Raw genomic sequence first — 25,659 nt, 5'->3', positions numbered from 1 at the left:
CGCTACGCTCCCATCCCCTTGTCGCCGCCGTCCGGCCCGGGGCCGACCGGCGCCGGACCGGCGGGTGCCGGGCTCGCGCTCGGGCTCGCCGACGGCGTCGCCGCGGGGGCGCCCGGTGCGCCGGCCGTGCCCGGCGTCGCGGTCGCGCCGGGCGTGCCCTGCGGCCGCTGGATCACCATATTGCCCGGCACGCGCATGTCGAACCGCACGATACCGCGGTTGAGCAGCCGCTGCTCGCCCTCCAGCGCCGCGAACTTGCGGATCGCCAGCGCCGCCTCGCGCTCGCCCTCGGGCAGTTGCAACCGCTCGCCGGTGTTGAATACCAGATCCCAGCGGCGATTGCCCACCCATGTCGCCGCCTTGATCAGCGGCTTCAGCGCGGGCGCTTCCTCGATCAGCCGGTCGCGCGCGGCGACCTGGCCGTTCGCCCCCTCGCCGATCACCAGCGGCAGGTCAGGCATCGCGTCGGGCGACACCGGCTCCAGCGCGACGCCGCTCGCATCGACCAGCGTCAGCCGCCCCTGGTTCTGCCACACCGCGGCGGGCTCGCGCTCGACGATGAAGATGCGCAACGTGTTGGGCAGCCGCCGCGAAACGCGCGCGTCCTTGATCCACGGATAGCGCAGCAGCCGCGCGCGCACGCCCGCCAGGTCGACCAGCGGCATCGCGCGCGAATCCTGGTCGAGCGCCTGCGACAGCACCGTCATCCGGTCCATGTGCTTCAGCCCGTCGATCTGGATCTCGTCGACCTTCAACCCTGCCTCGCCGATCGCGCCCGCCACCGCGGTGCCGATCATCGCGGGCAACCCGGCCAGCACCGCCGCGCCCGTCACCGCCACGCCCAGCACGCCCACGATCGCCCAGGCGGTGATCCGCTGGAGCGTCGCCTCGCTCACCGGCAGCGCGGCGACCGCGTGGTCGAGCAGGCCGGGCCGGTTCGGCCGGCGCTGCTGCTTGCGCGGCTTGGGCTTGGCGCCGCGTCGGGTCGCGGTGCGCTGGACGGGGCGACGGCTCAAGCGGCGGCTCCCGCCATCGCCTCGTCGACGATCCGCTGCACCAGCTCGGCATAGCTGATGCCCAGGTGGCGCGCCTGTTCGGGCACCAGGCTCAGCGGCGTCATGCCCGGCTGGGTGTTGACCTCCAGCAGGAACAGCCCCTCGACGCCGCGCTCGTCGTCCCAGCGGAAATCGGCGCGCGACGCGCCCTTGCAACCGAGCAGCCGGTGCGCGGTCAGCGCGATCCGCTTGCATGCCTCGGCGACGTCCTCGGGAATCTGCGCCGGAAAGACGTGCTCGGTCAGCCCGTCGGTATATTTGGCGTCATAATCGTAAAAGCCGCTCTTGGGCTTCAGCTCGGTGACGCCCAGCGCCTGGTCGCCCAGCACCGCCGTCGTCAGCTCGCGTCCGCGGATGAACGGCTCGGCGAGCAGCGTGTCGAAATCCTGCCACGGCCCGCGCGCGTCGGGGTTGATCGGGTTGCCGTAATTGCCCTCGGCGGTGACGATCGCGACCCCCACCGACGAGCCTTCGTTCACCGGCTTCAGCACATAGGGGCGCGGCAGCGGATCGTGGCGGAACAGCTCGTCCGACGACACCATGCGCCCGCCCGGCATCGGCACGCCGTGCGGCACCAGCGCCTGCTTGGTGAGCTGCTTGTCGATCGCGATCACCGAAGTGACCATGCCCGAATGGGTATAGCGGATGCCCATCAGGTCGAGCATCCCCTGCACGGTGCCGTCCTCGCCCGGCGCGCCGTGCAGCGCGTTGAACACCAGGTCGGGGCGCAGTTCGCTCAGCCGCACCGCGACGTCGCGGTCCATGTCGATCCGCGACACGCGATGGCCCAGGCTTTCCAGCGCATCGGCGATCCCCGCACCCGAGCTCAGCGAAACCTCGCGTTCGGACGACCAGCCGCCCATCAGCACCGCGATGTGGAGCGAACGGCGCGCGCCGATCCTTGCCTTCCCGGACAGGATGTCGGTCTCTCCGCTCACTTCGCCACTCCCACGCGCTGAATCTCCCATTCCAGTTCGATGCCCGACTGCGCCTTCACCCGCGCCCGGACTTCCTCGCCCAGTCCCTCGATCTCGCCCGACGTCGCATTGCCAAGGTTGAGCAGGAAATTGCAGTGCTTTTCGCTCACCTGCGCATCACCCTGCCGCAACCCGCGGCATCCGGCCGCATCGATCAGCGCCCAGGCCTTGTGCCCCTCGGGGTTCTTGAAGGTCGATCCGCCCGTTTTCGACCGCAGCGGCTGCGACTCCTCGCGCGCGGCGGCGATGCGGTCCATCTCCGCCTGCACCGCGGCGGGTTCCTTCGGAAAGCCCCGAAAGGTCGCGCTCACCACGATCGCGCCCTCGGGCAGGCTGCTGTGGCGATAGGTATAGCCCAGCTCGGCATTGGTCAGCGTCCGGCGCTCGCCCGAACGCAGCACGACCTCGCATTCGACCAGGATGTCGCACGTCTCGCGGCCATAGGCGCCGCCGTTCATCCGCACGAACCCGCCCACCGTGCCGGGGATCGAACGCAGGAACTCGATCCCGCCGATCCCGGCGTCGCGCGCCTTTGACGAAACCAGGATGCCCGACGCGCCGCCGCCGCAGCGCAGCGTCACCGGGTCGAGCGTCTCGACCGCGGCAAAGGCCTTGCCCAGCCGCACCACCACGCCCGCGACGCCGCCGTCGCGGACGATCATGTTCGATCCCAGCCCCAGCCCCATCACCGGCGTCGCCGGGTCGAGCGCCTTCAGGAAATCGGCCAGGTCCTCGGCGTCGGCGGGCTCGAACAGCCATTCGGCCGCGCCGCCGCTCTTGAACCAGACGAGCGGGGCCAGCGGGGCGTGCGGAGTCAGCTTGCCGCGCACGGGCGGCAGCGCGCTCATCGCTTCCCCCGCGCCGCCGCCGCGGCGATCATTTCCATCCCCACAGGCCGGCCCATTGCTTCCACGCGGCCAGGTTCGCCTCGACCGCCTTCTGGCCGGCCTCCTGCATCCGCGTCCACTGGCGGCCGCCGTCGATCAGCTTCTGCGCCGCGTCGAACTGCGCCGTCTGCGCCTTGATGAGGTCGCGCTGCATCGCGACCATCGTCGACATCCAGTCGCTCATGCCGCCTCGTCTCCACGCAGCGCCGCAATCGCGGGGGCCAGCCCCGCCGCCCATTTGGTGATGTCGCCCGCGCCCAGGCAGACGACCAGGTCGCCCGGTGCCACCACCGGGGCCAGCGCCGCCGCCAGCGCGGCCGGATCGGCTACCGCCGCCGCCGCGCGGTGTCCGCGCCGCTTGATGCTCGCCACCAGCGTCTCGGCGTCGACGCCCTCGCGCGGCGTCTCGCCCGCGGCATAGACCGGCGCGACATAGACCATGTCGGCATCGTTGAACGCCTGCGCGAACTCTTCCATCAGGTTGGCGAGCCGCGAATAACGGTGCGGCTGCACCACCGCGATCACCCGGCCGCGCGCGCTCTCGCGCGCCGCCGCCAGCACCGCGCGGATCTCCACCGGATGATGGCCGTAATCGTCGATCACGGTCGCGCCGCCGACTTCGCCGACCTTGGTAAAGCGGCGCTTGACCCCGCCGAACTGCGCAAAGCCCTTCTGGATCGTCGCGTCGGCAATCCCCAGCTCCAGCGCGACGCCGATCGCGGCAAGCGCGTTCTGGACATTGTGACGGCCGGGCATCGGCAGCTCGATATTCTCGATCGACCGCGTCGTCCCGTCGCGCTGACGGATGATCGCCTCGAACCGGTTGCCGCCGGGATAGGGCGTGACGTTCACCCCGCGCACATCGGCGCTCGCGGCAAAGCCATAGGTGACGATGCGGCGGTCATGCACGCGCGGGATGATCGCCTGGACCTCGGGATGGTCGAGGCACAGCAGCGCCGCGCCGTAAAAGGGCACATTCTCGATGAACTCGACGAACGCGTCCTTCACCCGGTCGAACGAGCCGTAATGGTCCAGATGCTCGGGGTCGATATTGGTCACGACCGCGATCGTGCCGTCGAGCCGCAGGAAGCTGCCGTCGCTCTCGTCGGCCTCGATCACCATCCATTCGCTGTCGCCCAGCCGGGCGTTCGAGCCGTACTGGTTGATGATGCCGCCGTTGATGACGGTGGGGTCGATCCCGCCCGCGTCGAGCAGCGCGGCGACCATCGACGTGGTCGTCGTCTTGCCGTGCGTCCCCGCCACCGCGACGGTCGACTTCAGCCGCATCAGCTCGGCGAGCATCTCGGCGCGGCGCACCACCGGGATACGGCGCTCATACGCGGCCTCGACCTCGGGATTGTCGCGATGGATCGCGGTCGACGTCACCACCACCGCGGCATCGCCGACATTCTCCGCCTTGTGGCCGATCGTCACCGGGATGCCCCGGTCGCGCAGCCCCTGGACGACATAGCTGTCGGCCATGTCCGAACCCTGCACGCGATAGCCCAGATTGTGCATCACCTCGGCGATACCGGACATCCCGATCCCGCCGATGCCGACGAAATGGATCGTGCCGATGTCGGTTGCGACACCTTTCATGCGTAAGCGGGCCTCCCGCCCGAAACTGGCGCCGGCCGCATCCCGATCGGGGCGGCGGGCGCGTTGATGGATTCAACGAGATCGGCAAGGTCGCGCACCGCGTGCGGCCGCCCGCAACTGCGCGCGCGCGACGCCGCCAGCGCCAGCCCCTCGGTGTCGAGGCCCAGCTTCTGGATCTGCTTGGCAAGTTCGGTCGCGGTGAACAGTCGCTGCGGGATCGTCCGCGCGCCGCCCGCCTTGGTGATCTCGCGCGCATTGGCGGTCTGGTGGTCGTCGGTCGCGCTGGGCAACGGGACCAGGATCGCCGGGCGCCCCGCCGCGGTCAGCTCGGCGATCGTCGATGCGCCCGCGCGCGCGATCACCACATGCGCCCAGGCCAGATGCTCGGGCAGGTCGGGAAGATAGGTGGCGATCTCGGCCGCGATGCCGTGTTCCTGATATTTGGCGCGGACCATGTCGATATCCTCGATCCGCGCCTGGTGCGTCACCTGCAACCGGCGGCGGAAATGGATCGGCAGCAGCGCCAGCCCGTCGGGCACCACCTGGCTCAGGATCGACGCCCCCTGGCTGCCGCCGGTGACGAGCACGCGAAAGATGCCGTCCTCGTCCAGCGCGGGATAGGGCCGGTCGCGCAGGTCGAGCACCGTCTCGCGCACGGGGTTGCCGACCAGGTGCGTCTTGGCCGCCCAGCCCGGCTTCATCCGCTCGACCGCGTCGTAGGAGGTCGCGATCGCGTCGACGCGCGGCGCGACGAAGCGGTTGACGCGCCCCAGCACCGCATTCTGTTCGTGGATGATCGTCGGCACGCCCGCCGAAAACGCCGCGAGCAGCGCCGGCAGCGCCGGATAGCCGCCGAAACCGATCACCGCCGCCGGCTCGATCTCGCGATACAGGCTGCGTGCCATCGCGCGTCCCGCCAGCACCTTGCGCGCCGCGCGCAGATAGCCGAGCGGCCCGCCGCCCAGCCGCCCCGCGGGCAGCACATGCGTCTCGACGCCGTCGAACAGTCCGGGAAAGCGCACGCCGCGGTCGTCGCTCACCAGCGCGACCTGGTGCCCCCGGTTCGCCAGTTCCACCGCCAGCGCCGCGGCGGGCACCATGTGCCCCCCGGTTCCGCCGGCTGCCAGAACATAGGTTCGCGAATTCGTCATGCCTTGCTCCACCGCCCTGCATAGGGAGAGCGCTTCAGATACGGGTTTCGACGCGTGAAAGCGAGCAGCAGTCCAAAGCCGATCGACAACGCGATCATCGACGACCCGCCATAGCTGATGAAGGGCAGCGTCATGCCCTTCGACGGCGCGATGCCGACGTTGACCGCCATGTTGATCATCGCCTGCACGCCGAACTGCGCCGCCAGTCCCGATGCCGCGAGCAGCCGGAACGCGTCCTCCTCGTCGAGCATCTTCATGAACACGCGGATCACGATCGCGGCATAGAGCAGCACGATCACCGCGCACGCCATCAGCCCGAATTCCTCGCCGATCACCGAAAAGATGTAATCGGTATGCGCCTCGGGCAGCCGGAACTTCACCTGCCCCAGCCCCGGCCCGGTGCCGAACAGCCCGCCCTCGGTCAGCGTCTGGTGCGCCATCTCGATCTGGTAGCGGTCGGCGAGCGCGGCGTCCTTGGTCGGGAACAGGAAGTTGTCAATCCGCGTCCGCGCGGTCGAATAGAACAGATAGGCCGCGACCACGCCCGCCACCGCACTGCCCATCAGCGCGCCGATCGCCGCGGGCGAGATGCCGGAGATCATCAGCAGGATCACCCACACCGTGCCGAACACGATCGTCTGGCCGAAATCGGGCTGGAGCATCAGCAGCACGCCGATCAGCGCGGTCAGCGCACCCGTCAGGAACAGCACGGGCAGCTCGGGATCCTTGGCGCGGAACGAAAGCATCCACGCCGTCGCCACGATGAACAGCGGTTTCAGGAACTCCGAAGGCTGGAATTCGGAAACGCCCAGGTTGATCCAGCGCCGCGCGCCGTTGGTCTCGTGCCCGATCACCGGCACCAGCATCAGCAGCACGACGAACACCGCCGCGCCTGCCAGCGCCAGCCGCCGCGCCGCCGTCACCGGCAGCATCGACACGCCGACGAGCACGGGCAGCGAGACGCACACCCACATCACCTGCCGCCAGAAATAATACATGGTCGGCATGATGTGCGTGGCGTCCGAATAACGCCGCGCGGTCGCGGGCGACGCCGCCGCCACCGCGACCAGTCCGATGCCGATCAGCAGCAGCACGAGCAGCAGCAGCACGCGATCGACTTCCCAGAACCACATGCCCGCGCGCGACGTGTTCGCGCGACCGAGCTGTTTCTGGACGCGACGCTTCACTTCGGTGCCGATGGTCTCTCCCTCGGCGGCGTCGCTCATCCCAGCGCCTCCACCGCCTCGACAAAGGCGCGGCCGCGCGCCTCATAGTCGCGGAACTGGTCGAACGAGGCGCACGCGGGCGACAGCAGCACGACCTCGCCCGGCTGCGCCAGCGCCGCCGCGCGCGCCACCGCCGCGGCCAGCGTCCCCGCCGCCTCGACGGGCACCGTGCCGGTCAGCAGCCGCTCGAACATCGGCCCGGCATCGCCGATCGTATAGGCGCGCACGACATGGCCGAACCCCGGCCGGCATGCCTCCAGATTGTCGGTCTTGGCGACGCCGCCCAGGATCCAGTGGATGCGGGGATATGCCGCAAGCGCGGGCGCGGTCGATTCGGGATTGGTCGCCTTGCTGTCGTTGACGAACAGCACGCCGTTCCGCGTCGCGATCCGCTCCATCCGGTGCGGCAGCCCGGGAAAGGTCTCCAGCCCGCGGTCGATCGCCGCGCGGTCGATGCCCAGCGCATCGCACGCGGCGATCGCGGCCAGCGCGTTCTGCGCATTGTGCGGCCCCTGCAGCGCGGGCCAGCGCGACTGGTCCATGCACGCGCCCGGCGCGATCTTGGTCACGTCCCCGCTGCGACCGGAGAGCGCGACCTGCCGGGCGATGTTCGCCGATGCCGCATCGCCGATGCCGATGATCGCGGCATGGCCCTTGGTCTGCATGCCGAACAGCCGCGCCTTGGACGCCGCATAGCCCGCGAAGCCGTCATAGCGGTCGAGATGGTCGGGCGTGATGTTGAGCAGCACCGCGACATCGCAGTCGAGGCTGTGGGTCAGGTCGATCTGATAGCTCGAAAGCTCCAGCACATAGACGCCGCCCGCGGGCAGCGGCTCCTGCCCCAGGATCGGCAACCCGATATTGCCGCCCAGCCGCGCGGGAATGCCCGCGGTCGAGAGGATGTGATGGATCAGCGCGGTGGTCGTCGACTTGCCGTTCGTCCCGGTGATGCCGACGACGCGGTGCGGCGGCAGGTCGCCGCGCACCTGCGCGAACAGCTCGATGTCGCCGATCACCGGCACGCCCGCCGCGCGCGCATGCGCCGCGATCGGGTGGCGGTTGATCGGCACGCCCGGCGAAACGATCATCCCGGCATAACCGGTCAGGTCGGCGGCCAGCGGATCGCCGATCGTCAGCGCAGACCCCGCATCGGCGACGGCGGCCCGCGCCGCCTCGTTCGTGTCCCACGCCAGCACGTCCGCCCCGCTCGCCGCCAGCGCGCGCACGGTCGCCGCGCCCGTGCGGGCGAGCCCGAGCACCGCATAGCGTTTGCCGCGCCAGGCCGCGCTGGTAATCACCGCAGCTTCAGCGTCGCAAGACCGGCGAGCGCCAGCACGAAGGCGATGATCCAGAAACGGATCACCACGGTCGGCTCGGCCCAGCCGAGCTGCTCGAAATGATGGTGGATCGGCGCCATCTTGAACACGCGCTTGCCGGTGCGCTTATAGAAGAACACCTGGATGATGACGCTCAGCGCCTCGATCACGAACAGCCCGCCGATGATCCCCAGCACCAGCTCGTGATGCGCGGTGACGGCGATCGTGCCCAGCGCGCCGCCCAGCGCCAGGCTGCCCGTATCGCCCATGAACACCGCCGCCGGCGGCGCATTGAACCACAGAAAGGCGAGCCCCGCCCCGACGATCGCGCCGCAGAAAATCGAAAGCTCGCCCGATCCCGGCACGTGGGGGATGCCCAGATAGGTGGCGAACTTGGCGTTGCCCGTCAGGTAGACGATCACCATGAAGGCGAGGCTCGCGATGATGACCGGCATCGACGCCAGGCCATCAAGCCCGTCGGTCAGGTTCACCGCGTTGCCGAAGGCGACGATCGTGAACGCGGCGAACAGGATATAGAAATAGCCGAGGTCCGGATGGACCCAGCTCAGGAACGGCACGTAAAGCTGCGTCCCCGACTGCGACACGATGATCCAGCTCGCAACGCCCGCGATCGCGAATTCGCCCAGCAGCCGCACGCGCCCGGAAACGCCCGCGGTGCTTGCCTTGCGCACCTTGTCATAGTCGTCGAGGAACCCGATCATGCCGAAGCCCAGCGTGACGAACAGGCACGCCCACACATAGGCGTTCGACAGGTCCATCCACAGCAGCAGCGACACCGAAAGCGCGGTCAGGATCATCAGCCCGCCCATCGTCGGCGTGCCGCGCTTGGCCAGGTGGCTCTGCGGCCCGTCGGTGCGGATCGGCTGCCCCTTGCCCTGCCGCACGCGCAGCCAGCCGATGAAGCGCGGCCCGATGATGAGCCCCAGCAACAGCGCCGTCGCGATCGACGCGCCGGTCCGGAACGTGATGTAGCGGAAAAGATTCAGGACTCCGGGAAACCCCAGATGCTCCGCGATCAGATAGAACATGCTTGCCTTTCCGCCAGCGCGGCGACGACGGTCGCGAGCCGCACGCCGTTGGACCCTTTGACGAGAACCGCGTCGCCGGGGTGGAGCATGGCTTCAAGCCGGCTCAGCGCCGCGGCGGCGTCGGGCACATGGACGAAATCGGTGCGTCCCTCAAGCGCCTTTGCAAGCGGCGCCATCGCCGGCCCGACCAGAATCGCCTTGGCGACGCCCGCCTCGGCGATCGGTTCGGCGAGTTCGGCGTGGAATGCCTCGGCATGGTCGCCCAGCTCGCGCATCTCGCCCAGCACCGCCAGCCGGCGCCCCGGCTCCTGCCCCAGCACCGCCAGCGTCGCGCGCATCGACGCGGGATTGGCGTTATAGCTCTCGTCGATCACCAGCGCCTCGCCGTCGCGCACCGGCGCCAGAAAGCGCCGTCCGCGCCCCGCAAGCCCGTCCATCTCGGCCAGCGCCAGCCCGGCCAGCTCCAGGTCGCCGCCCACCGCGTCGACGGCGGCCAGGATCGCCATCGCGTTCGCCACCCAGTGTGCGCCGGGCTGGCCGATCGTGAAGCTCAGCTCGCGCGCATCGAACCGCGCGGTGACAAAGGTGCCGCCGGTGCGCGTGCGCATCGTGTCGGCCGCCCGGTAATCGGCGCCCTCGCCCAGCCCGAAGGTGACGATACGCCCCGCATGGTGCCGCGCCGCCGCCGCCAGCCGGTCGCGATACGGGCTGTCGAACGGCACGATCGCGGTGCCGCCGGGCTCCAGCCCCTCGAAAATCTCGGCCTTGGCGTCGGCGATCGCGCCGACATCGGCGAAAAAGCCCAGATGCGCCGGGGCGATCGTGGTGACGATCGCGACGTGCGGGCGCACCAGCCGGGTGAGCTGCGCCAGCTCGCCGGCATGGTTCATCCCCATCTCGAACACGCCGAACCGCGCGTCGCGCGGCATCCGGGCAAGGCTCAGCGGCACGCCGGTATGGTTGTTGTAGCTCTTGACCGAACGATGCGCCGCGCCCGGCTCGATCCGGTCGAGCGCGGCGAACAGCGCCTCCTTGGTGCCGGTCTTGCCCACCGATCCGGTGACGCCGATCACCTGGCCGCGCATCCGCGCACGCGCCGCGCGCCCCAGCGCGTCGAGCGCCGCGCCGGTATCGGCCACGCGCACCTGCGGCCCGTCGCACGGCTCGGCAACCACCACGCCCGCCGCGCCCGCGGCCAGCGCCTGCGGCACGAACCGGTGGCCGTCGGTGCTCTCGCCCTTCAGCGCCAGGAACAGGTCGCCCGGCCCCACCTCGCGCGAATCAAAGGTGACGCCCGTGACGGCAAAGTCGCCCGATGCGCTGCCGCCGGTCGCCGCGGCGATCTCGGCGGCGGTCCATAACGGGGCGGCGCCGCTCATGCCGCGCACTCGCGCGCGACGGCGACGTCGTCGAACGGCAGCACCAGGTCGCCGACGATCTGGCCCTGCTCGTGTCCCTTGCCCGCGATCAGCACGATGTCGCCCGCGCCCGCCGCGGCGATGGCGGCGGCGATCGCCTCGCGGCGTCCGGCGATCTCGGTCGCGCCCGGCGCGCCCTTCATCACCGCCGCGCGGATCTGCGCGGGATCTTCCGAACGCGGATTGTCGTCGGTGACGATCACCATGTCGGCGCCCGCGGCCGCCGCCTGTCCCATCGGCTCGCGCTTGCCCGTGTCGCGGTCGCCGCCCGCGCCCAGCACCAGGATCAGCCGCCCGCTCGCATGCGGCTTCAGCGCGGCGATCGCCGCCTCGATCGCGTCGGGCGTGTGCGCGTAATCGACATAGACGGGGGCGCCGACGCGCGTGATCGCCGCGCGCTCCAGCCGCCCGCGCACCGGCTGCAACCGGCCCAGATCGGCGATGGTCCGCGCCACCTCGCCGCCGGTCGCGATCACCAGCCCCGCCGCCACCAGCGCATTCGCCGCCTGATAGGCGCCGATCAGCGGCAGCGTGACCTGGTGCACCTGCCCTGCGGCCTCGATCTTCAGCTTCTGGCCGAGCAGCGTCGGCTCGCGCCCGACCAGCTTCAGCGTCTCGCCATGCTCGCCCACGGTCACCAGCGCGTTGCCGCGCATCCGCGCCAGCTCCTCGACGCGCGGCGCGTGCGCGTCGTCGGCCCACACCACGGCGGTGCCGTCGGGGTCGAGCACGTCGGCGAACAGCCGCAGCTTCGCGCAGAAATAGGCGGCCATGTCGCCGTGATAGTCCAGATGGTCGCGGCTCAGATTGGTGAACGCCGCGGCGCGCACGGGCAGCCCCTCGGTGCGATATTGCGACAGGCCGTGCGACGACGCCTCGAACGCCAGGTGCGTCACGCCCTCGCGCGCCAGCCCGGCGACGTTCGACAGGAAGGTGACGATGTCGGGCGTGGTCAGCCCGGTGCTCACCCGGTCCTCGGCGGTGGTGACGCCCAGCGTGCCGATCGACGCGGCGTGAAAGCCCGCCATGCGCCAGAGCTGGCGCGTCATCTCGACGGTCGACGTCTTGCCGTTGGTCCCGGTGACAGCGACCGCGACCGGCGGGAACGGCGCAAAGAAGCGCGCCGCCAGCCGCGCGAACCGCTCGCGCGGATTGTCGTCGGCGATGTGCACCGCGCCCTCGACCACGGCCTCGGGCCGGGCGACGATCGCGATCGCGCCCGCGCGCACCGCGTCGGCGATGAAATCCTCGCCGTTGACGCGTGCGCCCTGGAACGCGCCGAAGATCGTTCCCGGCGCCACCTTGCGGTGATCGATGGCAAAGCCGGTGACGGTCGCCTGCTCTCCATTGCCGGTCAGTGCGCCTAGCTTCATTGTGCTGCGAGCCTCTTGTCCTTGGGGTTTCGCCAGATCAGCGGCGTCAGCTCGCTCACATCGATGTCGCGCGCGGCATCGGGCCGCACGCCCAGGATGGCACCCACGCGCGTCACCACGCGCCCCACCACGGGGGCGGCGGTCCAGGCGGCGGTGGTCAGGCCGAAGGTCTTGGCGTTGCCGATCGGCGAGTCGAGCATGGCGACCACCACATAGCGCGGTGCGTCCATGGGGAAAGCCGCGGCAAAGGTCGAAACGTTCGAATGCTTGTTATAACCGCCCGCCTGCGCGACCTCGGCGGTGCCGGTCTTGCCGCCGACGCGAAAGCCGACGGCGTCGCCCTTGCGGCCGGTGCCCTCCAGCACGATCAGCCGCAACAGCTGGCGCATCCGCGCGCTCGTCGCCTCGCTCACCACGCGCTGGCCGGGATTGGCGTGCGCGGGATCGATCTTCAGCAGCGTCGCCGGGCGCAGCGTGCCGCCGTTGACGAGCGCGGCATAGGCCTTGGCAAGGTGCAGCGGCGTCACCGCGATGCCATGGCCATAGGCGGTGGTCATCACCGTCGTCCGCGCCCAGAAGCCGGGCCATAGCGGGCGGGCGCCGTCGCCCAGCTCGATCTGCGGCCGCTGGTCGAAGCCAAGCCGGCGGAACATCGCCTGCATCCGCTCCGGCCCCACCTCGTCGGCGATCCGCGCGGTGGCGATGTTCGACGAATAGATCAGCGTCTCGGGAATGTTCAGCCAGCGCTTCTGCTCGTCGCCGCGATCGTCGTGGATCGTGAAGCGCCCGACCTTCAGCGGCACCGTCGCGTCGAACCGCCGCGCCATCGACGTGACGACGCCCGCGTCGATCGCCGCCGCGACCGCGATCGGCTTGAAGGTCGAACCCAGCTCGTACACGCTCTGCGTCACGTTGTTGCGCGGCGGGATGCCGGTGATCGCATTGGGGTTGAACGCGGGCAGCGACACCATCGCCATCACCTCGCCCGTGCTCACGTCCAGGATCACGCCCGCCGCGCCCTGCGCCTGGAACGCGGTCATCGCGCTGCCCAGCTCGCTCTCCAGCGCCGCCTGCACGCGCGAATCGATCGACAGCGCCACCGGCTCGCGCCGCCGCGCCGGGTCGGTCAGCCGCGCGTCGAGCGCCTTTTCCATCCCCGCGACGCCGTGGCCGTCATAGCCGATATAGCCCAGCACATGCGCCGCCATCGCCGACTGCGGATACAGCCGGTCGGGCTCGCGCTGGAACTCGACCGCGGGCTCGCCCAGCGCGTTGATCGCATGGACCAGCTCGGGCATCGCGCGCCGCTTCAGATAGGCAAAGCCGACATTCGACTTCAGCAGCGCCTCATATTGCGCCGCGCTGCGCTCGGGCAGCAGCTCGGCCAGCTTCTGCGCCAGCGCGGCCTTGTCGCCGATCACGCGATTGGGGTGGATCGCGATCGACCAGGCGTCGATCGTGCGCGCGAGCGGCGCGCCGTTGCGGTCGACGATGTCGCCGCGCGCGGGCACCAGCCCGGCGGTGATGTCGCGCGCGGTCGCGGGCTCGGTCCACACCGCCAGAAAGGCGAGCTTGGCGACCAGCACGAACGCGCCGAACCCGAACAGCAGCGACAGGATCATCAGCCGCAGCTGCGCAACCGCGATCAACGCCTGGCGACTGACGCCCGGACGCCGGTTTCGCGCAGGCGGGGCGACGACGACGATCAACGGAGCGCCAGCTTCTCGCGCTTCGCCAGCTTCTCCAGGTCGCTGATGGTCGACGTGCTCAGCACGCCGTCGCCCATCATCGCCACCGCGCGGCGATCCGCCTTGCGCATCAGCTTGCGCAGATTGCCGTCCTGCTGCGCCGGCGACGCGGTCAGCGCCGCCACGCGCGCGGGCGCGGCGTGGGCCGGGGTCGCGCGCACCGGCGTCGCCGCGGCGACGCGGACCGGCGCGGCGGGCCGGGCGGCGGGTGCGGGTGCGGGTGCCGGAGCCGGGCTCGGGGCTGCCGCGGCCGTCTGGACGGCCGCCGCCGGCGGTGCCGAGGCGGCGGGCACCACCAGCGCGGCGGTCTCGACCGGCTGCGCCTGCGCGTCGACGCGGTCGAGGCTCGCCAGCGCCGCCTCGCCCGGCAGATACTGCGTCGCGACCGGCGCGGCGAGCGCCAGCACGTCGCCGTTCCACCGCTCGAGCTGCGCCAGGTTGGCGCGCGTGTTGAACTCGGTCTCCAGCGAGCGGATGTCCTTCTGCGCGGTGACGATCGCCGCCTTGGTGGCGTTGAGCTTGGCCTGTTCGGCCGCGCCCTGCGAGTTCACCAGGTAGCAGGCCGGCGCGACGATCACGCCGACCAGAAACCATCCCAACCCTTCGAAACGCGCGAGCGCCATCAGCCTTGTCCTTCCCTGGTCCACGCGGCCGCCGCGGTCCGCCGCGCGACGCGCAGCGTGGCCGAACGGGCGCGCGGGTTACGCGCAACTTCCGCCTCGCCGGGGCGCAGGGCCTTGGCGGGCGGTTCAAAACTCGGTTCGGCCCGGGGGCCGGTGGCGGGGCGGTGGCGCGATCCGGCGGGCTCGCTGCCGCTGCGCTCGCGCAGGAAGCGCTTCACCACCCGGTCCTCCAGGCTGTGGAACGTCACCACCGCCAGCCGTCCGCCGGGGGCCAGCACGCGCTCGGCGGCGTTCAGCGCGTCGCCCAGCTCGTCCAGCTCGCGGTTGATGTGGATGCGCACCGCCTGGAAGGTCCGCGTCGCCGGGTCCTTCTTGTCGTGCGGGCGGTGGCCCAGCGCGCGGCGCACCACGGCGGCCAGCTCGCCCGTCCGCGCCAGCGGCCGCGCGCGCACGATCGCGCTCGCCACGCGCCGCGCCCGCGGTTCCTCGCCATATTGGAACAGCACGTCGGCGATCTCGCCCTCGTCGGCGGTGTTCAGCCATTCGGCGGCGGTCATCCCCTCGCCCGCCATCCGCATGTCGAGCGGCCCGTCCTGCTGGAACGAAAAGCCGCGCTCGGCCTGGTCGAGCTGCATCGACGACACGCCGATGTCGAGCGTCACGCCGTCCACCGGCGCCAGCCCGCGCGCGACGATCTCGTCGGCAAGCCGGCTGAACGGCGCCTCGATCAGCACCAGCCGCCCGTCGGCCGCCGTCACCAGCGCCTGCCCCGCCGCGATCGCGCTCGGGTCGCGGTCGAACGCGATCACCTGCGCCCCCGCCGCCAGCATCGCGCGGGTATAGCCGCCCGCGCCGAAGGTCGCGTCGACATGGCGCTCGCCGGGCACGATGGCGAGCGCGGCGATCACCTCGTCGCGCAGCACGGGGATGTGCGGGGCCGCCGCATCGGCGACCCCGGCCCCGGCGGGCATGGGAGCGGTTTCGGGGTGAAGCGGCGCCGCGGTCACAGCTTGACGCCCTTCGATTCGCACAGGAACGCACAGATCTCGCGCAGGTCGGGATCGACGCTGTCGTCAGCCAGCAGCACCTCGGGCGCCCAGATGTCGAACGTGTCGCCGCTGCCGTTGAAGAACGCCCATTTCTGGATGCGCGCCTTCATGCGGAAAAAGGGCGGGATCACGAACCGCCCGCTGTCGTCGAACTGCGCCTTTTCCACCTTGCCGAACGCCGCCCGCTTGGCGCGCGCGTCCGCCGCCTCGCCGCGGTCGGCGGCAAGCTGTTCGCGGCGGTCGATGCGTTCGTACTTCTCCTTCGACCAGGCGACGTCGTGCGCCGAAAGGCACGGGTCTTCGGGGTGGAGCCCGACGACGATCTGGCGGTCTTCGGAATTGCGCTCGACGGCGACGCGCAGGTCTGCGGGGATCGCGACCCGGCCCTTCGGGTCGACGGCTTGCAGCGCAAAGCCCTGAAAGATCTCCCGTTCCGCCACGTTACGCCCCGCTTTGGGCACGACTTTCCCGCGTCCGGAATCGCGGCTTTCGCCGTGCCGGAGCCTGTGAATCGACGGTGAAAGGGTCGTGCCCCCTTAAGCTTCACTTTTAATCATAGATGCCCGCGGGAGACAACGGGAGATTGCGGAAAATCACGGGCAAAACCCCCACTCAGCCCCACCGGAACGCCGTTTTCGCATTACGATCCCTATTCGTTCCTTTCGCGTTCCACGCGCTCGCGACGGTGCTCCGCATCATTCCGGATGGGGCCGAAACGGGAGTCGGCGGGCCGCGGCAACGAACAGGGTTAACGGCCCGCGCCGATGGCGGCGGCGCGCGCGCACGGCACCGCGACGCGCGCGGCGGGCGATTCGGGCATGTCGAAGGGGCGCCGCGCGCCACGCCGCCACGATGCGCGACACACGACGTGCGGCACGGGGCGCGGCACACGGCTTGCGGCAACAGGGCGCGGTGCAACGATGGCGCACCGGCCGCCCGCGCGATCGCGTCGGCGGCGACGACGATGCCGGTCCGGCGGGCGTCAGGCGGGCGTCAGGGCGGCGGCGCGCCCGCGATCAGTGGCTGGGGGTCGTAGTCCCGTGCGTCCCCGACTTGCCGTCGGTGCTCGGCGCGACGCCCAGCTCGGCGAGCGGCTCGTCCTTGCCCTTGTCGGCGACCATGTTGGTCTGCTCGACGGTCATGTTGGCGACTGCGGAGGCGTTCGGAGCGCCGATCGCCGCAACCGGTTCCTCCCGGTTGGCGGACGAAAAGATCGCGCTGGCCAGCGCGATCAGCACCATCACCATGGCCAGCCCGGTCACGCCGACGCGGACCCGCTGCATGGATTGGCTGGTTTCTTGCGATCCCGACTTCATAAGCTGTGGCATAAATGTAACGCCTCGCTTGCCCTTTGTCGAGATAACCAGTGTCCCAGTGGCGGCGGATTGACGCAGCACAACAACCCGGTCAGAAAAACCGATCGTGCCGCGCCGCGCTCATCCCTCTGCTGCCGCTGCGGAATCCAGCCCGTTCGCCGCGCACCATTCGGGGTTGAACAGCGTCGACAGGTAACGGAACCCGGTGTCGCACAGGATCGTCGCGATCCGCTTGCCCGGCCCCAGCTCGCGCGCCAGCCGCACCGCCCCGGCAACGTTGATTCCCGACGACAGCCCCAGGCACAGCCCTTCCTCGGCCAGCAGCCGGCGCACCCACGCCATCCCCTCGGCATCGCTGATCCGGAACTGCGCGTCGACCGGCGCGCCCTCCAGATTGGCGGTGATCCGGCCCTGGCCGATCCCCTCGGCGACCGAATGTCCCTCGGCGCGCAGCTCGCCGCACGCGAAATAGGAATAGAGCGCGGCACCGTGCGGGTCGCTCAGCGCGATGCACACGCGCTCGTCCTTGGCCTTCAGCCCCAGCCCGACGCCGGCAAAGGTGCCGCCCGTCCCCACCGCACAGGTAAAGCCGTCGATCCGCCCGTCCATCTGTTCCCAGATTTCCTCGGCGGTGCCGCAGATATGCGCGCGGCGGTTGGCGATGTTGTCGAACTGGTTGGCCCAGATCGCGTTGGGCGTCTCGTCGGCGATCCGGCGGCTCGTGTGGACGAAATGCGCCGGGTTCGAATAGGGCGCGGCGGGCACCAGCACCAGCTCGGCGCCCAGCGCGCGCAGCGTGTCCATCTTCTCGCGGCTCTGCGTCTCGGGCATCACGATGATCGTCTTGTAGCCCTTGGCGTTGCCCACCAGCGCCAGCCCGATGCCGGTATTGCCCGCCGTCCCCTCGACGATCGTGCCGCCCGGCGCGATCAGCCCGCGCTCCTCGGCGTCCTGGACGATATACAGCGCGGCGCGGTCCTTCACCGACGCGCCGGGGTTGGTGAACTCGCACTTGCCATAGATTTCGCAGCCGGTGGCCTCGCTCGGTCCGCGCAGCAGGACAAGCGGGGTGTTGCCGATCAGGGCGAGCGTATCGGGAGTGACGTGCATGGCGCTAGATAGGGGTGCCGTCCCCCGGATCGCAAGCAAGCGTTACTTGGGATCGACCCCGGCGCGCTTCAGATGCGGGTCGAGCCGCCCCGTCAGCCACAGGAAGAACATCCGGTAATCCGAAACCAGCGACCACAGCGGATAGGTAAAGGTCGCCGGGCGATTGCGCTCGACGGTGAAATGCGCCGCCCAGGCAAAGCCGTAACCCGCCAGCGGCACCGCCAGCCACCACCATCCGCCCGCGCGCGCCGCCACCACCAGGAACAGGATCGACAGCGCGGTTCCGGCATAATGCAGCCGTCGCGTGCCGGGTCGCGCATGCTCCTGGAGGTAATAGGGCCAGAAGTCGCGATAGCGGGTGATCGTCCGCGCCATGGCGCAACGCTAACCCAGCCCCCGCCGCCGCTCAAGCGTCCGCGCCGCGCCCCGCGCCGCCGCGGCCTGTCCTGTGCCTGCCCCGTCCTGCCTGCCCCGTCCTGCCCGCCCGCCCCGCCTTTACCGCCGTCACCCCGTCCCGGCTGGCCGCACCCGACCGGGTCCGGCTATAGCGCCCCCGTTCTCCTCCGCCCCGAAAGCGCCGCCGCCCGCCATGACGTCCCCCGCCCCGCCCACCGCCGATCCGCGCAAGCACAGCTTCCCGCCGGTGGTCGACGATGCGGTGCGCCTGCTCGTGCTCGGTTCGCTGCCCGGCGAACGCTCGCTCGCCGAACGCCGCTATTATGCGCATCCCCAGAACCAGTTCTGGCGGCTGATGTCGCCCGTGGTCGGCGTCGATCTCGCCGCGCTCGATTATCCGCGCCGCCTCGACGCGCTGCTCGCCGCGCATGTCGGGCTGTGGGACGTCGTCGCCTCGGCGCGGCGGTCGGGCAGCGCCGATGCCGCGCTGCGCGACGTTGCCGAACACGATCTGCCGGGGCTCGCCGCGCGGCTGCCCGCGCTTCGGGCGATCGCGTTCAACGGCGGCACCGCGCACCGCATCGGGCTGCGCCGGCTCGGCGAGGCGGCGCGGCGCTGGACGATCGTGGCGCTGCCGTCGAGCAGCCCGCTCCACACGATCGGCCTCGCCGCCAAACAGCCCGACTGGCTGCGGCTGCGCGACCTTCTCGCCGACTGAGCCGACGAAACGGCGCGCGCGACCGCGCGCGTGCCCGGCCTGTTCTCCCGTTTTTATACGTGCCCCGCGCGCCTGTCGGACGGCGTCCGAAACTGGTTTCCGCGCAATTTACCGAAACTTCAGCATCTTGGCGCGAAACATGCCGCACAAGTAACCAAAACGGCGAACCCGTTAGGGGGCTTTACGTAATGGGAAGCGCCGGTCCGCGAGTTCACATCGATGCAACTAATTCACCCGGGGCGCACCTTGGAACCGCAGGTCGACCTTTCCGATCGGTACATCGTTCCGCCGAAGTCGCGCGATTCAGGCCGATTCCGACTGCTCGAGCTGCTGTCCGAAACTGCCGGTGAACTTCTCGCCAGCGACGATGTCTGCACCTCGGTCGCGCGAATCTTCGATTCGATCCGCGAGGCGCTCCATGTCGATCTTTTCCTTTACTACCGGCTCGACGGCGACGCGCTGATCCTCGACGGGGCGGGCGGCATCCCCGGCGACGCGCGACGGCGCATCGCCCGCGTCGCGCTGACGGGGACGCGCTCGGTCGACGCCTCGGTCGCGCGCGGACGCGAAATGCGCATCCTCGATCATGTCCAGGGCTCGGCCTCGCCCGCCACCCAGGCGCTGCGCGCGCTGGGCGTGGGCAGCTATGCCGCGATGCCGCTGCTCCATGGCGAGGTGGTGCTCGGCACGCTCGGCTTCGGGCGGCGCAACGGCATGCCCTTCGACTCGTTCGAGGTGCAGTTCCTCCAGACGGTGACGCGCCATCTCGCGCTCGCTCGCCACCGCGTCCGCGTCGAACAGGCGCTGCGCACCGGGCTTGCCGAACGCGACCGGCTGCTGGCCGAACATCGCGAGCTGCACGACGACATGATCGAGCTCACGCGGATCAGCGCGATGGGGACGATCGCCGCCACCGCCGCGCACGAACTCAACCAGCCGCTTGCCGCCGCCGCCAACTATGTCTCGGCGGTGCGGCTGGGCGGGACCGCCGATCCGGGGCGGGTCGAGGAACTCACCCGCGCCGCCGAACAGCAGTTGCTGCGCGCGGGCGCGATCATCCGGCGGCTGCGCCGGATCGTGTCGGGCGACGCGATGCCCGCCGAGCCGCAGGATCTCGGGCGGCTGTGCGGCGAGGCGATCCATCTCGTCGCCGCGACGCGCAGCGAGCGCGAGACGCATTATCGGCTCGATCTGCGGCCCGACGCACAGACCGCCTGTGTCGAGCCGGTGCATCTGATGCAGTTGCTCGCGACGCTCTTGCGCAACGCCGCCGACGCTGCCGGCGACGACGGCGAGGTCGAAATCCGCTCGCGCCGCGACGGCGCCGATGCGGTCGAGCTTGCGGTGGTCTTCCGCCCGCGCGACGAGTCCGGCCCCGCGACCGCGCGGCTGCGTTCGATCGCGCGCGGGCTGCGGGCACAGGCGACCACGCTCGACCTGCGCCCGCTCGGCGACGGCCGGCTCGCCGCCTGCTTCAGCGTCGCCGCCGCCTGATTACGGCTTGGCCGGGGTTGCCGGCGTCGCGGCCGCGGGCGTGACCGCCGGCGTGGCCGACGGCCTGGCTTCGGGCGCGGGCGCGTCGGGGCGCGCGCATCCGGCCAGTTCGCGGTTGCCGATCGTCACGCGCGCCTGCAACGGCGCCGGCTTCCCGCCCGCGTCGCAATCCGCGCCGCGCAGCGCGATCGTCACCGGCTCGGCCGCCGACGTCTTGGTGACGAAGCGCGCGGTGTCGCCCTCGACCTGCGGCGACACCGGATAGAGTTCGATCGGCGTCGCGGTGCCGCTGCGCGGCCAGTAGCGGATCTGTCCCGGCGCGATCGCCAGCCGCCACCCGCCCGCGCCGCTCGCCGTCAGCGCGCGGTTGAGGTCGACGCCGTTCAGCTTCGGGCCGGGTTTGGGGGCGGGCAGCGTCACTTCGCCATTGTCCGCATCCGCCGCGTTGCCCGCGTCGGTGCCGCCGCATCCGGCCAGCGCCAGCAGCGCCGTCGCCAGTCCGGCCGCGCCCGCGATCCGCCGCGTGCGCGTCGTCGGTCGGGTCATTGCCTCGTCTCCCTGATTGCGGCGGCCCTGCCCGCCCGTGCCGCCCTTCTTTCGCCGCGCCGCACCGGGGCGGTCAAGCATGTCACCGCGTGTCTTGGATCGGCACGTTTCGGCGCGCGAATGCCGGGATCGGGACGCGATTGGCGCGCCAACGCCATGCAATTGCAACAAAATGCGGTCATCGGAACGGCATTGGACGGTGCTGCGTAACAATGCTGCCGTCATGTTGCGGCGCACAAACGCAATGTTATCCTGTCTCACGAATCACTTGACGATTCTTGCCCCTTCGCCGAAAGCCCCACGGTCATGAACAAAGCTCCCATTCTTGCCGCCGCCGTCGCCCTGCTCTCGCTGACGGCTTGTGAGAACAAGCCCCAGGAAGTGACGAGCACCGCGCCCGATCCCATGGAGGCCCAGCTCCGCAACGCGGCGCCGGTCGAACTTCCGCCCGCGATCCTCAAGTCGGTGTCGATGCGCTGCGGCGACAACTCGCTGGTTTTCATCGAGTTTTTCCAGGGTGAAAAGCAGCTCAACCTGCGCACCGAAAAGGGCGGCACGCCCACCATGCTCAAGGCGCCGGCCGCGGGTGAGCCCTATGTCGCCGACGGCGGCTACAAGGTCACCGGCACGCCCAAGAGTGTCTCGGTCACGCTGCCCGGCAAGGGGGCCAAGACCTGCAAGGCTTGATCCTTCGTCGCAAAGCGTTTTGAACAGGGGCTGGCGGAATGTTCCGCCGGCCCCTTTTGATTCCGGCCCTTCGCGGCTGCGGAAAGGAGAGCGACAGCGTGGCGACGATCGCGGTCTACAGCCTCAAGGGCGGCGTCGGCAAAACGACGATGGCGGTCAACCTCGCCTGGGCCGCCGCCACGCTCTCGGCGCGCCGCACGCTCGTCTGGGATCTCGACCCCCAGGCCGCCGCGACCTATCTGCTCGGCGGCGAAGGCCGCGCGCGCGACCAGGCCCAGGCGATCTTCTCGCGCGACGTCGCGCCCGACCGCATGGTCCGCCCCACCGCGTTCGAACGGCTCGACCTGATCGGCGCCGACGCCTCGCTGCGCGGGCTCGACCATATGTTCCACGCGCTCGACAAGAAGAAGCGGCTCGCCCGCCTGCTCGACGATATCGGCAACGGCTATGACCGCGTGCTGCTCGATTGTCCGCCCGGGCTCACCGACACCAGCGAACAGGTGATGCGCGCCGCCGACCTGATCGTCGTGCCCGTCGTCCCCTCGCCGCTGTCGACGCGCGCCTTTGACGAGGTCGCGGCGCATCTCGCCGCGCGCAAGGGCAAGGTCGCGCTGCTGCCGGTGCATTCGATGGTCGATCGCCGCCGCTCGCTCCACGCGCATGCGCTCGCCGCGCATCCCGACTGGCCGGTGATCCCGATGGCGAGCATGATCGAGACGATGGCCGAACGCCGCGCCCCCGTCGGCAGCTTCGCGCCGCGCAGCCCGGGCGCGCTCGCCTTCGCCGCGCTGTGGCAGGAAATCGAACAGCGGCTCGCCGCCGTGCGGGTGGCGGCATGACGCGCGCGCGCACCGCCATTCCCGACCTCGAACCCGCGATGGTGCTGCGCGCCTATGCCAGCGGCGTGTTCCCGATGGCCGATGCGCGCGACGCGCAGGAGATTTTCTGGGTCGAACCCAAATATCGCGGCGTGCTGCCGATCGACGGCTTCCGCCTGTCGCGTTCGCTGCGCAAGACGATCCTCGCCGATCGTTTCCGCGTCACGGTCGACACCGCATTCGAATCGGTGATCCAGCTCTGCGCCGAATCGGCCGAGGATCGGCCCGACACCTGGATCAACGGTGCGATCGAATCGGTGTTCGTCGCGCTGCATCGCGTCGGACTGGCGCATTCGGTCGAATGCTGGGACGGCGACCGGCTCGCCGGCGGCCTTTACGGCCTCGCGCTCGGCCGGGCGTTTTTCGGAGAATCGATGGTCACGCGCGTGCGCGACGCGTCGAAGGTGGCGCTCGCGCATCTCGTCGCGCGGCTCAAGGCGGGCGGATTCACGCTGCTCGACTGCCAGTTCATCACCGATCACCTCGCCTCGCTCGGCGCGATCGAGATCCCGCGCAAGCGCTACATGGCGTTGCTGGGCGCCGCGCTGGGAACGACCTCTTCGGCCCCCTCTTCGCCGCCCTCGCTCTCCTCGGCGGATTTCTTCGCGCTCGACCGGCTCGATCCGCCGCCCGTCACCGCCGGCGCGGGCAGGGTCTCGTCGCCCGAATCGCGGAAGGTCATTTCGCAGCTTTTGGGCCACACGTCGTAAAGCGGGTTCTGGACGACGTTCGCGGCTGGCCGTTCCTTGAACAGCCAGCCCGAAAACATGCGCCGCCACGACTTGTCGGGCTGTTGCAGGTCAAGCTGGACGAACGCGCCGGTCAACGGCTCCTGCTCCCAGGGCGCGGTGCGGTCGCACGCGCGCAGCCGGACGATCAGGTCGCCCAGCCGCACCGCCTGCCCCGGCTTCAGCGTCAGGTCGCGCGTCTGGCCGTTATGCTTGTTGAGCACGCCGATCACCGCGACGCGTTCGGCCATCGGCGTCGCCGCGGCGTTGAGCGTGGCGGCATCGGGCCCGGTCGAAACCAGCTCGGTCGATCCGGGAACCGTCCCGCCGCCGGTGATGACGACATCGTCGGCGGCGTTGCCCGCGGCGGCATTGCCGTCGCTGCCGCCCTTGCACGCGCCGGTCATCAGCAGCAGCGCCAGCGCCGCTGCGCGTCCGGCGCCGTGGATCATGCGTCGGGAGTCCAGGCCTCGTAATCGCCCGTCGCACGGGCGCGATGGCCACCCGCCTCCAGCGCCCCGGCGGGACGATAGGCCTGGGTGGTGCCGGTCAGGTTCGGCTCGGCGGGCTTCTGCCACACCCGCACGGGGGGCAGCGCGCGATCGGGCACGTCGTCGATCTGGTGATGAAGCCAGCTGAACCATTCGGGCGGAACCCGGCTGGCATCGTTCGAGCCCTTGTAGATCACCCAGCGGCGCGGAATGCCGTTGGGATCGCGGCCGCCCTCGAAATAGACGTTGCCGAGCGAATCCTCGCCCACCTTGGTCTTGCCACGCAGGCCAACCCAGGTTCCGAAGGTGGCGCCTTCCCACCAGGTAAAGATCGACTTCAAAAGACCCATGCCCCGCCGATACTCCGGGAGCGGCCCGGGGGCAACAGGGTGCGTGCGCTCGATGCACGCTCTTTGCCCCAATCTTTGTGCCGAGCTGCGAAAAACCCGCGCCGCCGCCCGTGCCGACGGTCCGGCGCCGCCGCGAACGGCGTCAGCGGATCGTCCAGCGCACGCGGTCGCCCACCGCGATGCCCAGCGCGGCGGCGCGCCCGCCGGGGATTTCGAGCACCGCCGCCACCGGCTCGCCCGACGCGATCGGCGTTTCCGAAAAGGGTTCGGCATTGGCCGCGATCCGCGCGATCGTGCCGTTGCGGCGGATATACACGATGTCGAGCGCGCTCGGCGTGTTGTGCATCCAGAACGAGGCTTCGCGCGGCCCGCTGCCGTCGGCGGGATAGGGATAGAACAGCATCCCGCCGTCGTCGGGCAGTTCGGTGCGATACATCAGCCCGCGTTCCTGCTCGTGCGGCGTCCGTGCCAGTTCGACGCGGAATGCGCGGGGTCCGCCGCGCGTCTCGATCGTCAACGCCACGCGGCGCGCGCGCTCGGCGGGCGTCGCCGTCGCGGCACCGCCCGCATCCGCCGCGGCCTGGCCCGGCCCGCGCACCGCTGCGCTGGCTGCAAGCATCGGCACCGTCGCGACCGACATCGCCATCGCGACAACGGCGATGCCGCGCGCCGCCCGCATCGCCTCGATTCGCTGCCTGGGGGCCGCACGATCGGTCTGCATCCCGGGGTGGCGCCGCGCCATGGCCGTTTCCTTCCGCTTCACTCGGTGCGCGGTCGCGTCAGTCGCCGCGCTCCACCAATACCGCCAACAGCCCCTTTTCGCCATCGACGATCCGCGCGCGCAGCGTGTCGCCGGGCTCGACTTCCTGGATGTCGGCGCGGCGCAGCGTCTCCATATGGACGAAAACGTCCGCCGGATCGCTCGCGCGCACCAGGAAGCCGTAACCCTTCAGCCGGTTGAACCACTTCACCGTTACCGGCTCGAACGGTCCCGCCGACGCGACCAGGTTCAGCCGGTCGGGGCGGTCGTTCGCGCGCTTCGGCGCCTCGATCGCCTGGCTCAGGTCGATCGAGACGATCTCGCGCGCCTGCATCCCGCGCTCGCGCCGCACCGCATAGCATTCGACCCGTGTCCCTTCGGGCAGGCTGCGCCGGCCATGCTCCTGCAGGACGGTGAAATGGATCAGGATATCGCCCACCCCCGGCTCGTCGGCGACCAGAAAGCCGAAGCCCCGCGTCACGTCGAACCATTTGACGATACCGCGGTGAAGCTCCCCCTGCTCCTCGCTCGTCACGCGTTGCTGCTCCCGCACCTCGCCATCCGCCTCCGCCGGCGGGGCAGCAGGGACGGCGCACAGCGGAGAATCGAGCGACGCCTCGGGCGTCGCGTCGGAAGGAAGGTCTGTAATGCTGCCATCCGACGAAGCGACCGCGAAGTCGTTGGCAGCAAGCCGTTTTTGAGCGTGCATTGCTA

27 protein-coding genes and 1 pseudogene are annotated in these 25,659 nt (G+C 70.5%); 5 read left to right on the top strand and 23 right to left on the bottom strand.

Going from position 1 to position 25,659, the window contains the following annotated elements; genetic code table 11:
• Window positions 1-2: 2 nt before the first annotated feature.
• The 18 genes from ACT3CF_RS05030 to ACT3CF_RS04945 all read right to left on the bottom strand — a co-directional run bounded on the left by ACT3CF_RS05030 (window position 3) and on the right by ACT3CF_RS04945 (window position 18,272).
• On the bottom strand, window positions 3-1,016 hold the full coding sequence (locus ACT3CF_RS05030; RefSeq protein WP_478420826.1) for a cell division protein FtsQ/DivIB: 1,014 nt from the start codon (window positions 1,014-1,016) through the stop codon (window positions 3-5).
• The gene (locus tag ACT3CF_RS05025) at window positions 1,013-1,993 is read right to left on the bottom strand and encodes a D-alanine--D-alanine ligase (RefSeq protein WP_478420824.1); all 981 of its coding nucleotides are present in this window, start codon (window positions 1,991-1,993) and stop codon (window positions 1,013-1,015) included. Before ACT3CF_RS05025 ends, ACT3CF_RS05030 begins: the two co-directional genes overlap by 4 nt.
• Entirely contained in the window at window positions 1,990-2,880 is an 891-nt protein-coding gene (gene murB / locus ACT3CF_RS05020; protein WP_478420822.1) for a UDP-N-acetylmuramate dehydrogenase, read from the bottom strand. The genes ACT3CF_RS05025 and murB overlap by 4 nt, the downstream gene beginning before the upstream one ends.
• A 28-nt stretch (window positions 2,881-2,908) precedes the next feature.
• Window positions 2,909-3,103 carry a hypothetical protein gene (locus tag ACT3CF_RS05015; protein ID WP_478420821.1) on the bottom strand — a complete coding sequence of 65 codons (195 nt, stop codon included), beginning with the start codon at window positions 3,101-3,103 and terminating at the stop codon, window positions 2,909-2,911.
• Window positions 3,100-4,518, bottom strand: coding sequence for a UDP-N-acetylmuramate--L-alanine ligase (gene murC / locus ACT3CF_RS05010; protein ID WP_478420819.1), 1,419 nt, complete (start codon window positions 4,516-4,518; stop codon window positions 3,100-3,102). Before murC ends, ACT3CF_RS05015 begins: the two co-directional genes overlap by 4 nt.
• Window positions 4,515-5,669 carry an undecaprenyldiphospho-muramoylpentapeptide beta-N-acetylglucosaminyltransferase gene (gene murG / locus ACT3CF_RS05005; protein WP_478420818.1) on the bottom strand — a complete coding sequence of 385 codons (1,155 nt, stop codon included), beginning with the start codon at window positions 5,667-5,669 and terminating at the stop codon, window positions 4,515-4,517. The genes murC and murG overlap by 4 nt, the downstream gene beginning before the upstream one ends.
• A complete protein-coding gene (gene ftsW / locus ACT3CF_RS05000) occupies window positions 5,666-6,895 on the bottom strand; it encodes a putative lipid II flippase FtsW (protein ID WP_478420816.1) in 1,230 nt (409 codons plus the stop codon). Before ftsW ends, murG begins: the two co-directional genes overlap by 4 nt.
• A complete protein-coding gene (murD, locus tag ACT3CF_RS04995; RefSeq protein WP_478420815.1) occupies window positions 6,892-8,193 on the bottom strand; it encodes a UDP-N-acetylmuramoyl-L-alanine--D-glutamate ligase in 1,302 nt (433 codons plus the stop codon). Before murD ends, ftsW begins: the two co-directional genes overlap by 4 nt.
• On the bottom strand, window positions 8,190-9,260 hold the full coding sequence (gene mraY, locus ACT3CF_RS04990) for a phospho-N-acetylmuramoyl-pentapeptide-transferase (protein WP_478420813.1): 1,071 nt from the start codon (window positions 9,258-9,260) through the stop codon (window positions 8,190-8,192). The genes murD and mraY overlap by 4 nt, the downstream gene beginning before the upstream one ends.
• Entirely contained in the window at window positions 9,248-10,639 is a 1,392-nt protein-coding gene (locus tag ACT3CF_RS04985) for a UDP-N-acetylmuramoyl-tripeptide--D-alanyl-D-alanine ligase (protein WP_478420812.1), read from the bottom strand. The genes mraY and ACT3CF_RS04985 overlap by 13 nt, the downstream gene beginning before the upstream one ends.
• Entirely contained in the window at window positions 10,636-12,051 is a 1,416-nt protein-coding gene (locus tag ACT3CF_RS04980; RefSeq protein ID WP_478420810.1) for a UDP-N-acetylmuramoyl-L-alanyl-D-glutamate--2,6-diaminopimelate ligase, read from the bottom strand. The genes ACT3CF_RS04985 and ACT3CF_RS04980 overlap by 4 nt, the downstream gene beginning before the upstream one ends.
• The gene (locus tag ACT3CF_RS04975; RefSeq protein ID WP_478420809.1) at window positions 12,048-13,760 is read right to left on the bottom strand and encodes a peptidoglycan D,D-transpeptidase FtsI family protein; all 1,713 of its coding nucleotides are present in this window, start codon (window positions 13,758-13,760) and stop codon (window positions 12,048-12,050) included. Before ACT3CF_RS04975 ends, ACT3CF_RS04980 begins: the two co-directional genes overlap by 4 nt.
• The gene (locus ACT3CF_RS04970; protein ID WP_478420807.1) at window positions 13,757-14,422 is read right to left on the bottom strand and encodes a hypothetical protein; all 666 of its coding nucleotides are present in this window, start codon (window positions 14,420-14,422) and stop codon (window positions 13,757-13,759) included. Before ACT3CF_RS04970 ends, ACT3CF_RS04975 begins: the two co-directional genes overlap by 4 nt.
• Window positions 14,422-15,393 carry a 16S rRNA (cytosine(1402)-N(4))-methyltransferase RsmH gene (rsmH, locus tag ACT3CF_RS04965; protein WP_478421352.1) on the bottom strand — a complete coding sequence of 324 codons (972 nt, stop codon included), beginning with the start codon at window positions 15,391-15,393 and terminating at the stop codon, window positions 14,422-14,424. The genes ACT3CF_RS04970 and rsmH overlap by 1 nt, the downstream gene beginning before the upstream one ends.
• 32 nt (window positions 15,394-15,425) lie before the next feature.
• Complete coding sequence (locus tag ACT3CF_RS04960) at window positions 15,426-15,911, bottom strand: division/cell wall cluster transcriptional repressor MraZ (RefSeq protein WP_478420806.1); 486 nt, start codon at window positions 15,909-15,911, stop codon at window positions 15,426-15,428.
• Window positions 15,912-16,487: 576 nt separating this feature from the next.
• On the bottom strand, window positions 16,488-16,754 hold the full coding sequence (locus ACT3CF_RS04955) for a hypothetical protein (protein ID WP_478420805.1): 267 nt from the start codon (window positions 16,752-16,754) through the stop codon (window positions 16,488-16,490).
• Window positions 16,755-16,907: 153 nt separating this feature from the next.
• Complete coding sequence (locus tag ACT3CF_RS04950) at window positions 16,908-17,897, bottom strand: cysteine synthase A (protein ID WP_478420804.1); 990 nt, start codon at window positions 17,895-17,897, stop codon at window positions 16,908-16,910.
• Window positions 17,898-17,939: 42 nt separating this feature from the next.
• The gene (locus tag ACT3CF_RS04945; RefSeq protein ID WP_478420802.1) at window positions 17,940-18,272 is read right to left on the bottom strand and encodes an Mpo1-like protein; all 333 of its coding nucleotides are present in this window, start codon (window positions 18,270-18,272) and stop codon (window positions 17,940-17,942) included.
• Between the two features lie 214 nt (window positions 18,273-18,486).
• Here ACT3CF_RS04945 and ACT3CF_RS04940 point away from each other — a divergent pair, with 214 nt between their 5' ends.
• On the top strand, window positions 18,487-19,011 hold the full coding sequence (locus tag ACT3CF_RS04940) for a DNA-deoxyinosine glycosylase (protein ID WP_478420801.1): 525 nt from the start codon (window positions 18,487-18,489) through the stop codon (window positions 19,009-19,011).
• A 246-nt stretch (window positions 19,012-19,257) separates the two neighbouring features.
• Window positions 19,258-20,505 carry a sensor histidine kinase gene (locus tag ACT3CF_RS04935; RefSeq protein WP_478420800.1) on the top strand — a complete coding sequence of 416 codons (1,248 nt, stop codon included), beginning with the start codon at window positions 19,258-19,260 and terminating at the stop codon, window positions 20,503-20,505.
• Here ACT3CF_RS04935 and ACT3CF_RS04930 read toward each other — a convergent pair whose 3' ends face one another.
• Window positions 20,506-21,051, bottom strand: a complete 546-nt coding sequence (locus tag ACT3CF_RS04930; protein WP_478420799.1) for a hypothetical protein — start codon at window positions 21,049-21,051, stop codon at window positions 20,506-20,508.
• Window positions 21,052-21,357: 306 nt separating this feature from the next.
• On the opposite strand from ACT3CF_RS04930, the gene ACT3CF_RS04925 reads away from it, so the two are divergent.
• The 3 genes from ACT3CF_RS04925 to aat all read left to right on the top strand — a co-directional run bounded on the left by ACT3CF_RS04925 (window position 21,358) and on the right by aat (window position 23,326).
• Window positions 21,358-21,738 (top strand): hypothetical protein, encoded by a 381-nt coding sequence (locus tag ACT3CF_RS04925; protein ID WP_478420798.1) that lies wholly within the window; start codon window positions 21,358-21,360, stop codon window positions 21,736-21,738.
• A 98-nt stretch (window positions 21,739-21,836) separates the two neighbouring features.
• Window positions 21,837-22,577, top strand: coding sequence for a ParA family protein (locus ACT3CF_RS04920; RefSeq protein ID WP_478420796.1), 741 nt, complete (start codon window positions 21,837-21,839; stop codon window positions 22,575-22,577).
• A complete protein-coding gene (gene aat / locus ACT3CF_RS04915; RefSeq protein WP_478420795.1) occupies window positions 22,574-23,326 on the top strand; it encodes a leucyl/phenylalanyl-tRNA--protein transferase in 753 nt (250 codons plus the stop codon). Before ACT3CF_RS04920 ends, aat begins: the two co-directional genes overlap by 4 nt.
• A gap of 35 nt (window positions 23,327-23,361) precedes the next feature.
• Here the strand turns inward: aat and ACT3CF_RS04910 are convergent.
• The 4 genes and pseudogenes from ACT3CF_RS04910 to ACT3CF_RS04895 all read right to left on the bottom strand — a co-directional run.
• A pseudogene (locus tag ACT3CF_RS04910) lies at window positions 23,362-23,595 on the bottom strand (DUF2155 domain-containing protein); the annotation flags it as partial.
• Window positions 23,596-23,792: 197 nt separating this feature from the next.
• Window positions 23,793-24,185 carry an NADH:ubiquinone oxidoreductase subunit NDUFA12 gene (locus ACT3CF_RS04905; protein WP_478420794.1) on the bottom strand — a complete coding sequence of 131 codons (393 nt, stop codon included), beginning with the start codon at window positions 24,183-24,185 and terminating at the stop codon, window positions 23,793-23,795.
• 142 nt (window positions 24,186-24,327) lie between these two features.
• Window positions 24,328-24,804 (bottom strand): DUF192 domain-containing protein, encoded by a 477-nt coding sequence (locus ACT3CF_RS04900; protein ID WP_478421351.1) that lies wholly within the window; start codon window positions 24,802-24,804, stop codon window positions 24,328-24,330.
• A gap of 160 nt (window positions 24,805-24,964) precedes the next feature.
• Window positions 24,965-25,654 (bottom strand): cold-shock protein, encoded by a 690-nt coding sequence (locus tag ACT3CF_RS04895; protein ID WP_478420792.1) that lies wholly within the window; start codon window positions 25,652-25,654, stop codon window positions 24,965-24,967.
• Window positions 25,655-25,659 lie beyond the last annotated feature (5 nt).

This window comes from Sphingomonas chlorellae, assembly GCF_056485145.1.
This window is presented reverse-complemented; position numbering and strand designations above follow the sequence as displayed.

Excerpts from the sequence above, each read along its gene's own strand:
- ACT3CF_RS04900 (WP_478421351.1), bottom strand. The coding sequence starts at position 24,804 with ATGCTTGCAGCCAGCGCAGCGGTGCGCGGGCCGGGCCAGGCCGCGGCG.
- mraY (WP_478420813.1), bottom strand. The coding sequence starts at position 9,260 with ATGTTCTATCTGATCGCGGAGCATCTGGGGTTTCCCGGAGTCCTGAAT.
- murC (WP_478420819.1), bottom strand. The coding sequence starts at position 4,518 with ATGAAAGGTGTCGCAACCGACATCGGCACGATCCATTTCGTCGGCATC.
- ACT3CF_RS04970 (WP_478420807.1), bottom strand. The coding sequence starts at position 14,422 with ATGGCGCTCGCGCGTTTCGAAGGGTTGGGATGGTTTCTGGTCGGCGTG.
- ACT3CF_RS04905 (WP_478420794.1), bottom strand. The coding sequence starts at position 24,185 with ATGGGTCTTTTGAAGTCGATCTTTACCTGGTGGGAAGGCGCCACCTTC.
- ACT3CF_RS04985 (WP_478420812.1), bottom strand. The coding sequence starts at position 10,639 with ATGAGCGGCGCCGCCCCGTTATGGACCGCCGCCGAGATCGCCGCGGCG.
- murB (WP_478420822.1), bottom strand. The coding sequence starts at position 2,880 with ATGAGCGCGCTGCCGCCCGTGCGCGGCAAGCTGACTCCGCACGCCCCG.
- ACT3CF_RS04930 (WP_478420799.1), bottom strand. The coding sequence starts at position 21,051 with ATGACCCGACCGACGACGCGCACGCGGCGGATCGCGGGCGCGGCCGGA.
- ftsW (WP_478420816.1), bottom strand. The coding sequence starts at position 6,895 with ATGAGCGACGCCGCCGAGGGAGAGACCATCGGCACCGAAGTGAAGCGT.
- ACT3CF_RS04940 (WP_478420801.1), top strand. The coding sequence starts at position 18,487 with ATGACGTCCCCCGCCCCGCCCACCGCCGATCCGCGCAAGCACAGCTTC.
- ACT3CF_RS05015 (WP_478420821.1), bottom strand. The coding sequence starts at position 3,103 with ATGAGCGACTGGATGTCGACGATGGTCGCGATGCAGCGCGACCTCATC.
- ACT3CF_RS04895 (WP_478420792.1), bottom strand. The coding sequence starts at position 25,654 with ATGCACGCTCAAAAACGGCTTGCTGCCAACGACTTCGCGGTCGCTTCG.
- ACT3CF_RS04980 (WP_478420810.1), bottom strand. The coding sequence starts at position 12,051 with ATGAAGCTAGGCGCACTGACCGGCAATGGAGAGCAGGCGACCGTCACC.
- ACT3CF_RS04955 (WP_478420805.1), bottom strand. The coding sequence starts at position 16,754 with ATGCAGCGGGTCCGCGTCGGCGTGACCGGGCTGGCCATGGTGATGGTG.
- ACT3CF_RS04925 (WP_478420798.1), top strand. The coding sequence starts at position 21,358 with ATGAACAAAGCTCCCATTCTTGCCGCCGCCGTCGCCCTGCTCTCGCTG.
- ACT3CF_RS04945 (WP_478420802.1), bottom strand. The coding sequence starts at position 18,272 with ATGGCGCGGACGATCACCCGCTATCGCGACTTCTGGCCCTATTACCTC.
- murG (WP_478420818.1), bottom strand. The coding sequence starts at position 5,669 with ATGACGAATTCGCGAACCTATGTTCTGGCAGCCGGCGGAACCGGGGGG.
- ACT3CF_RS04950 (WP_478420804.1), bottom strand. The coding sequence starts at position 17,897 with ATGCACGTCACTCCCGATACGCTCGCCCTGATCGGCAACACCCCGCTT.
- aat (WP_478420795.1), top strand. The coding sequence starts at position 22,574 with ATGACGCGCGCGCGCACCGCCATTCCCGACCTCGAACCCGCGATGGTG.
- rsmH (WP_478421352.1), bottom strand. The coding sequence starts at position 15,393 with ATGCCCGCCGGGGCCGGGGTCGCCGATGCGGCGGCCCCGCACATCCCC.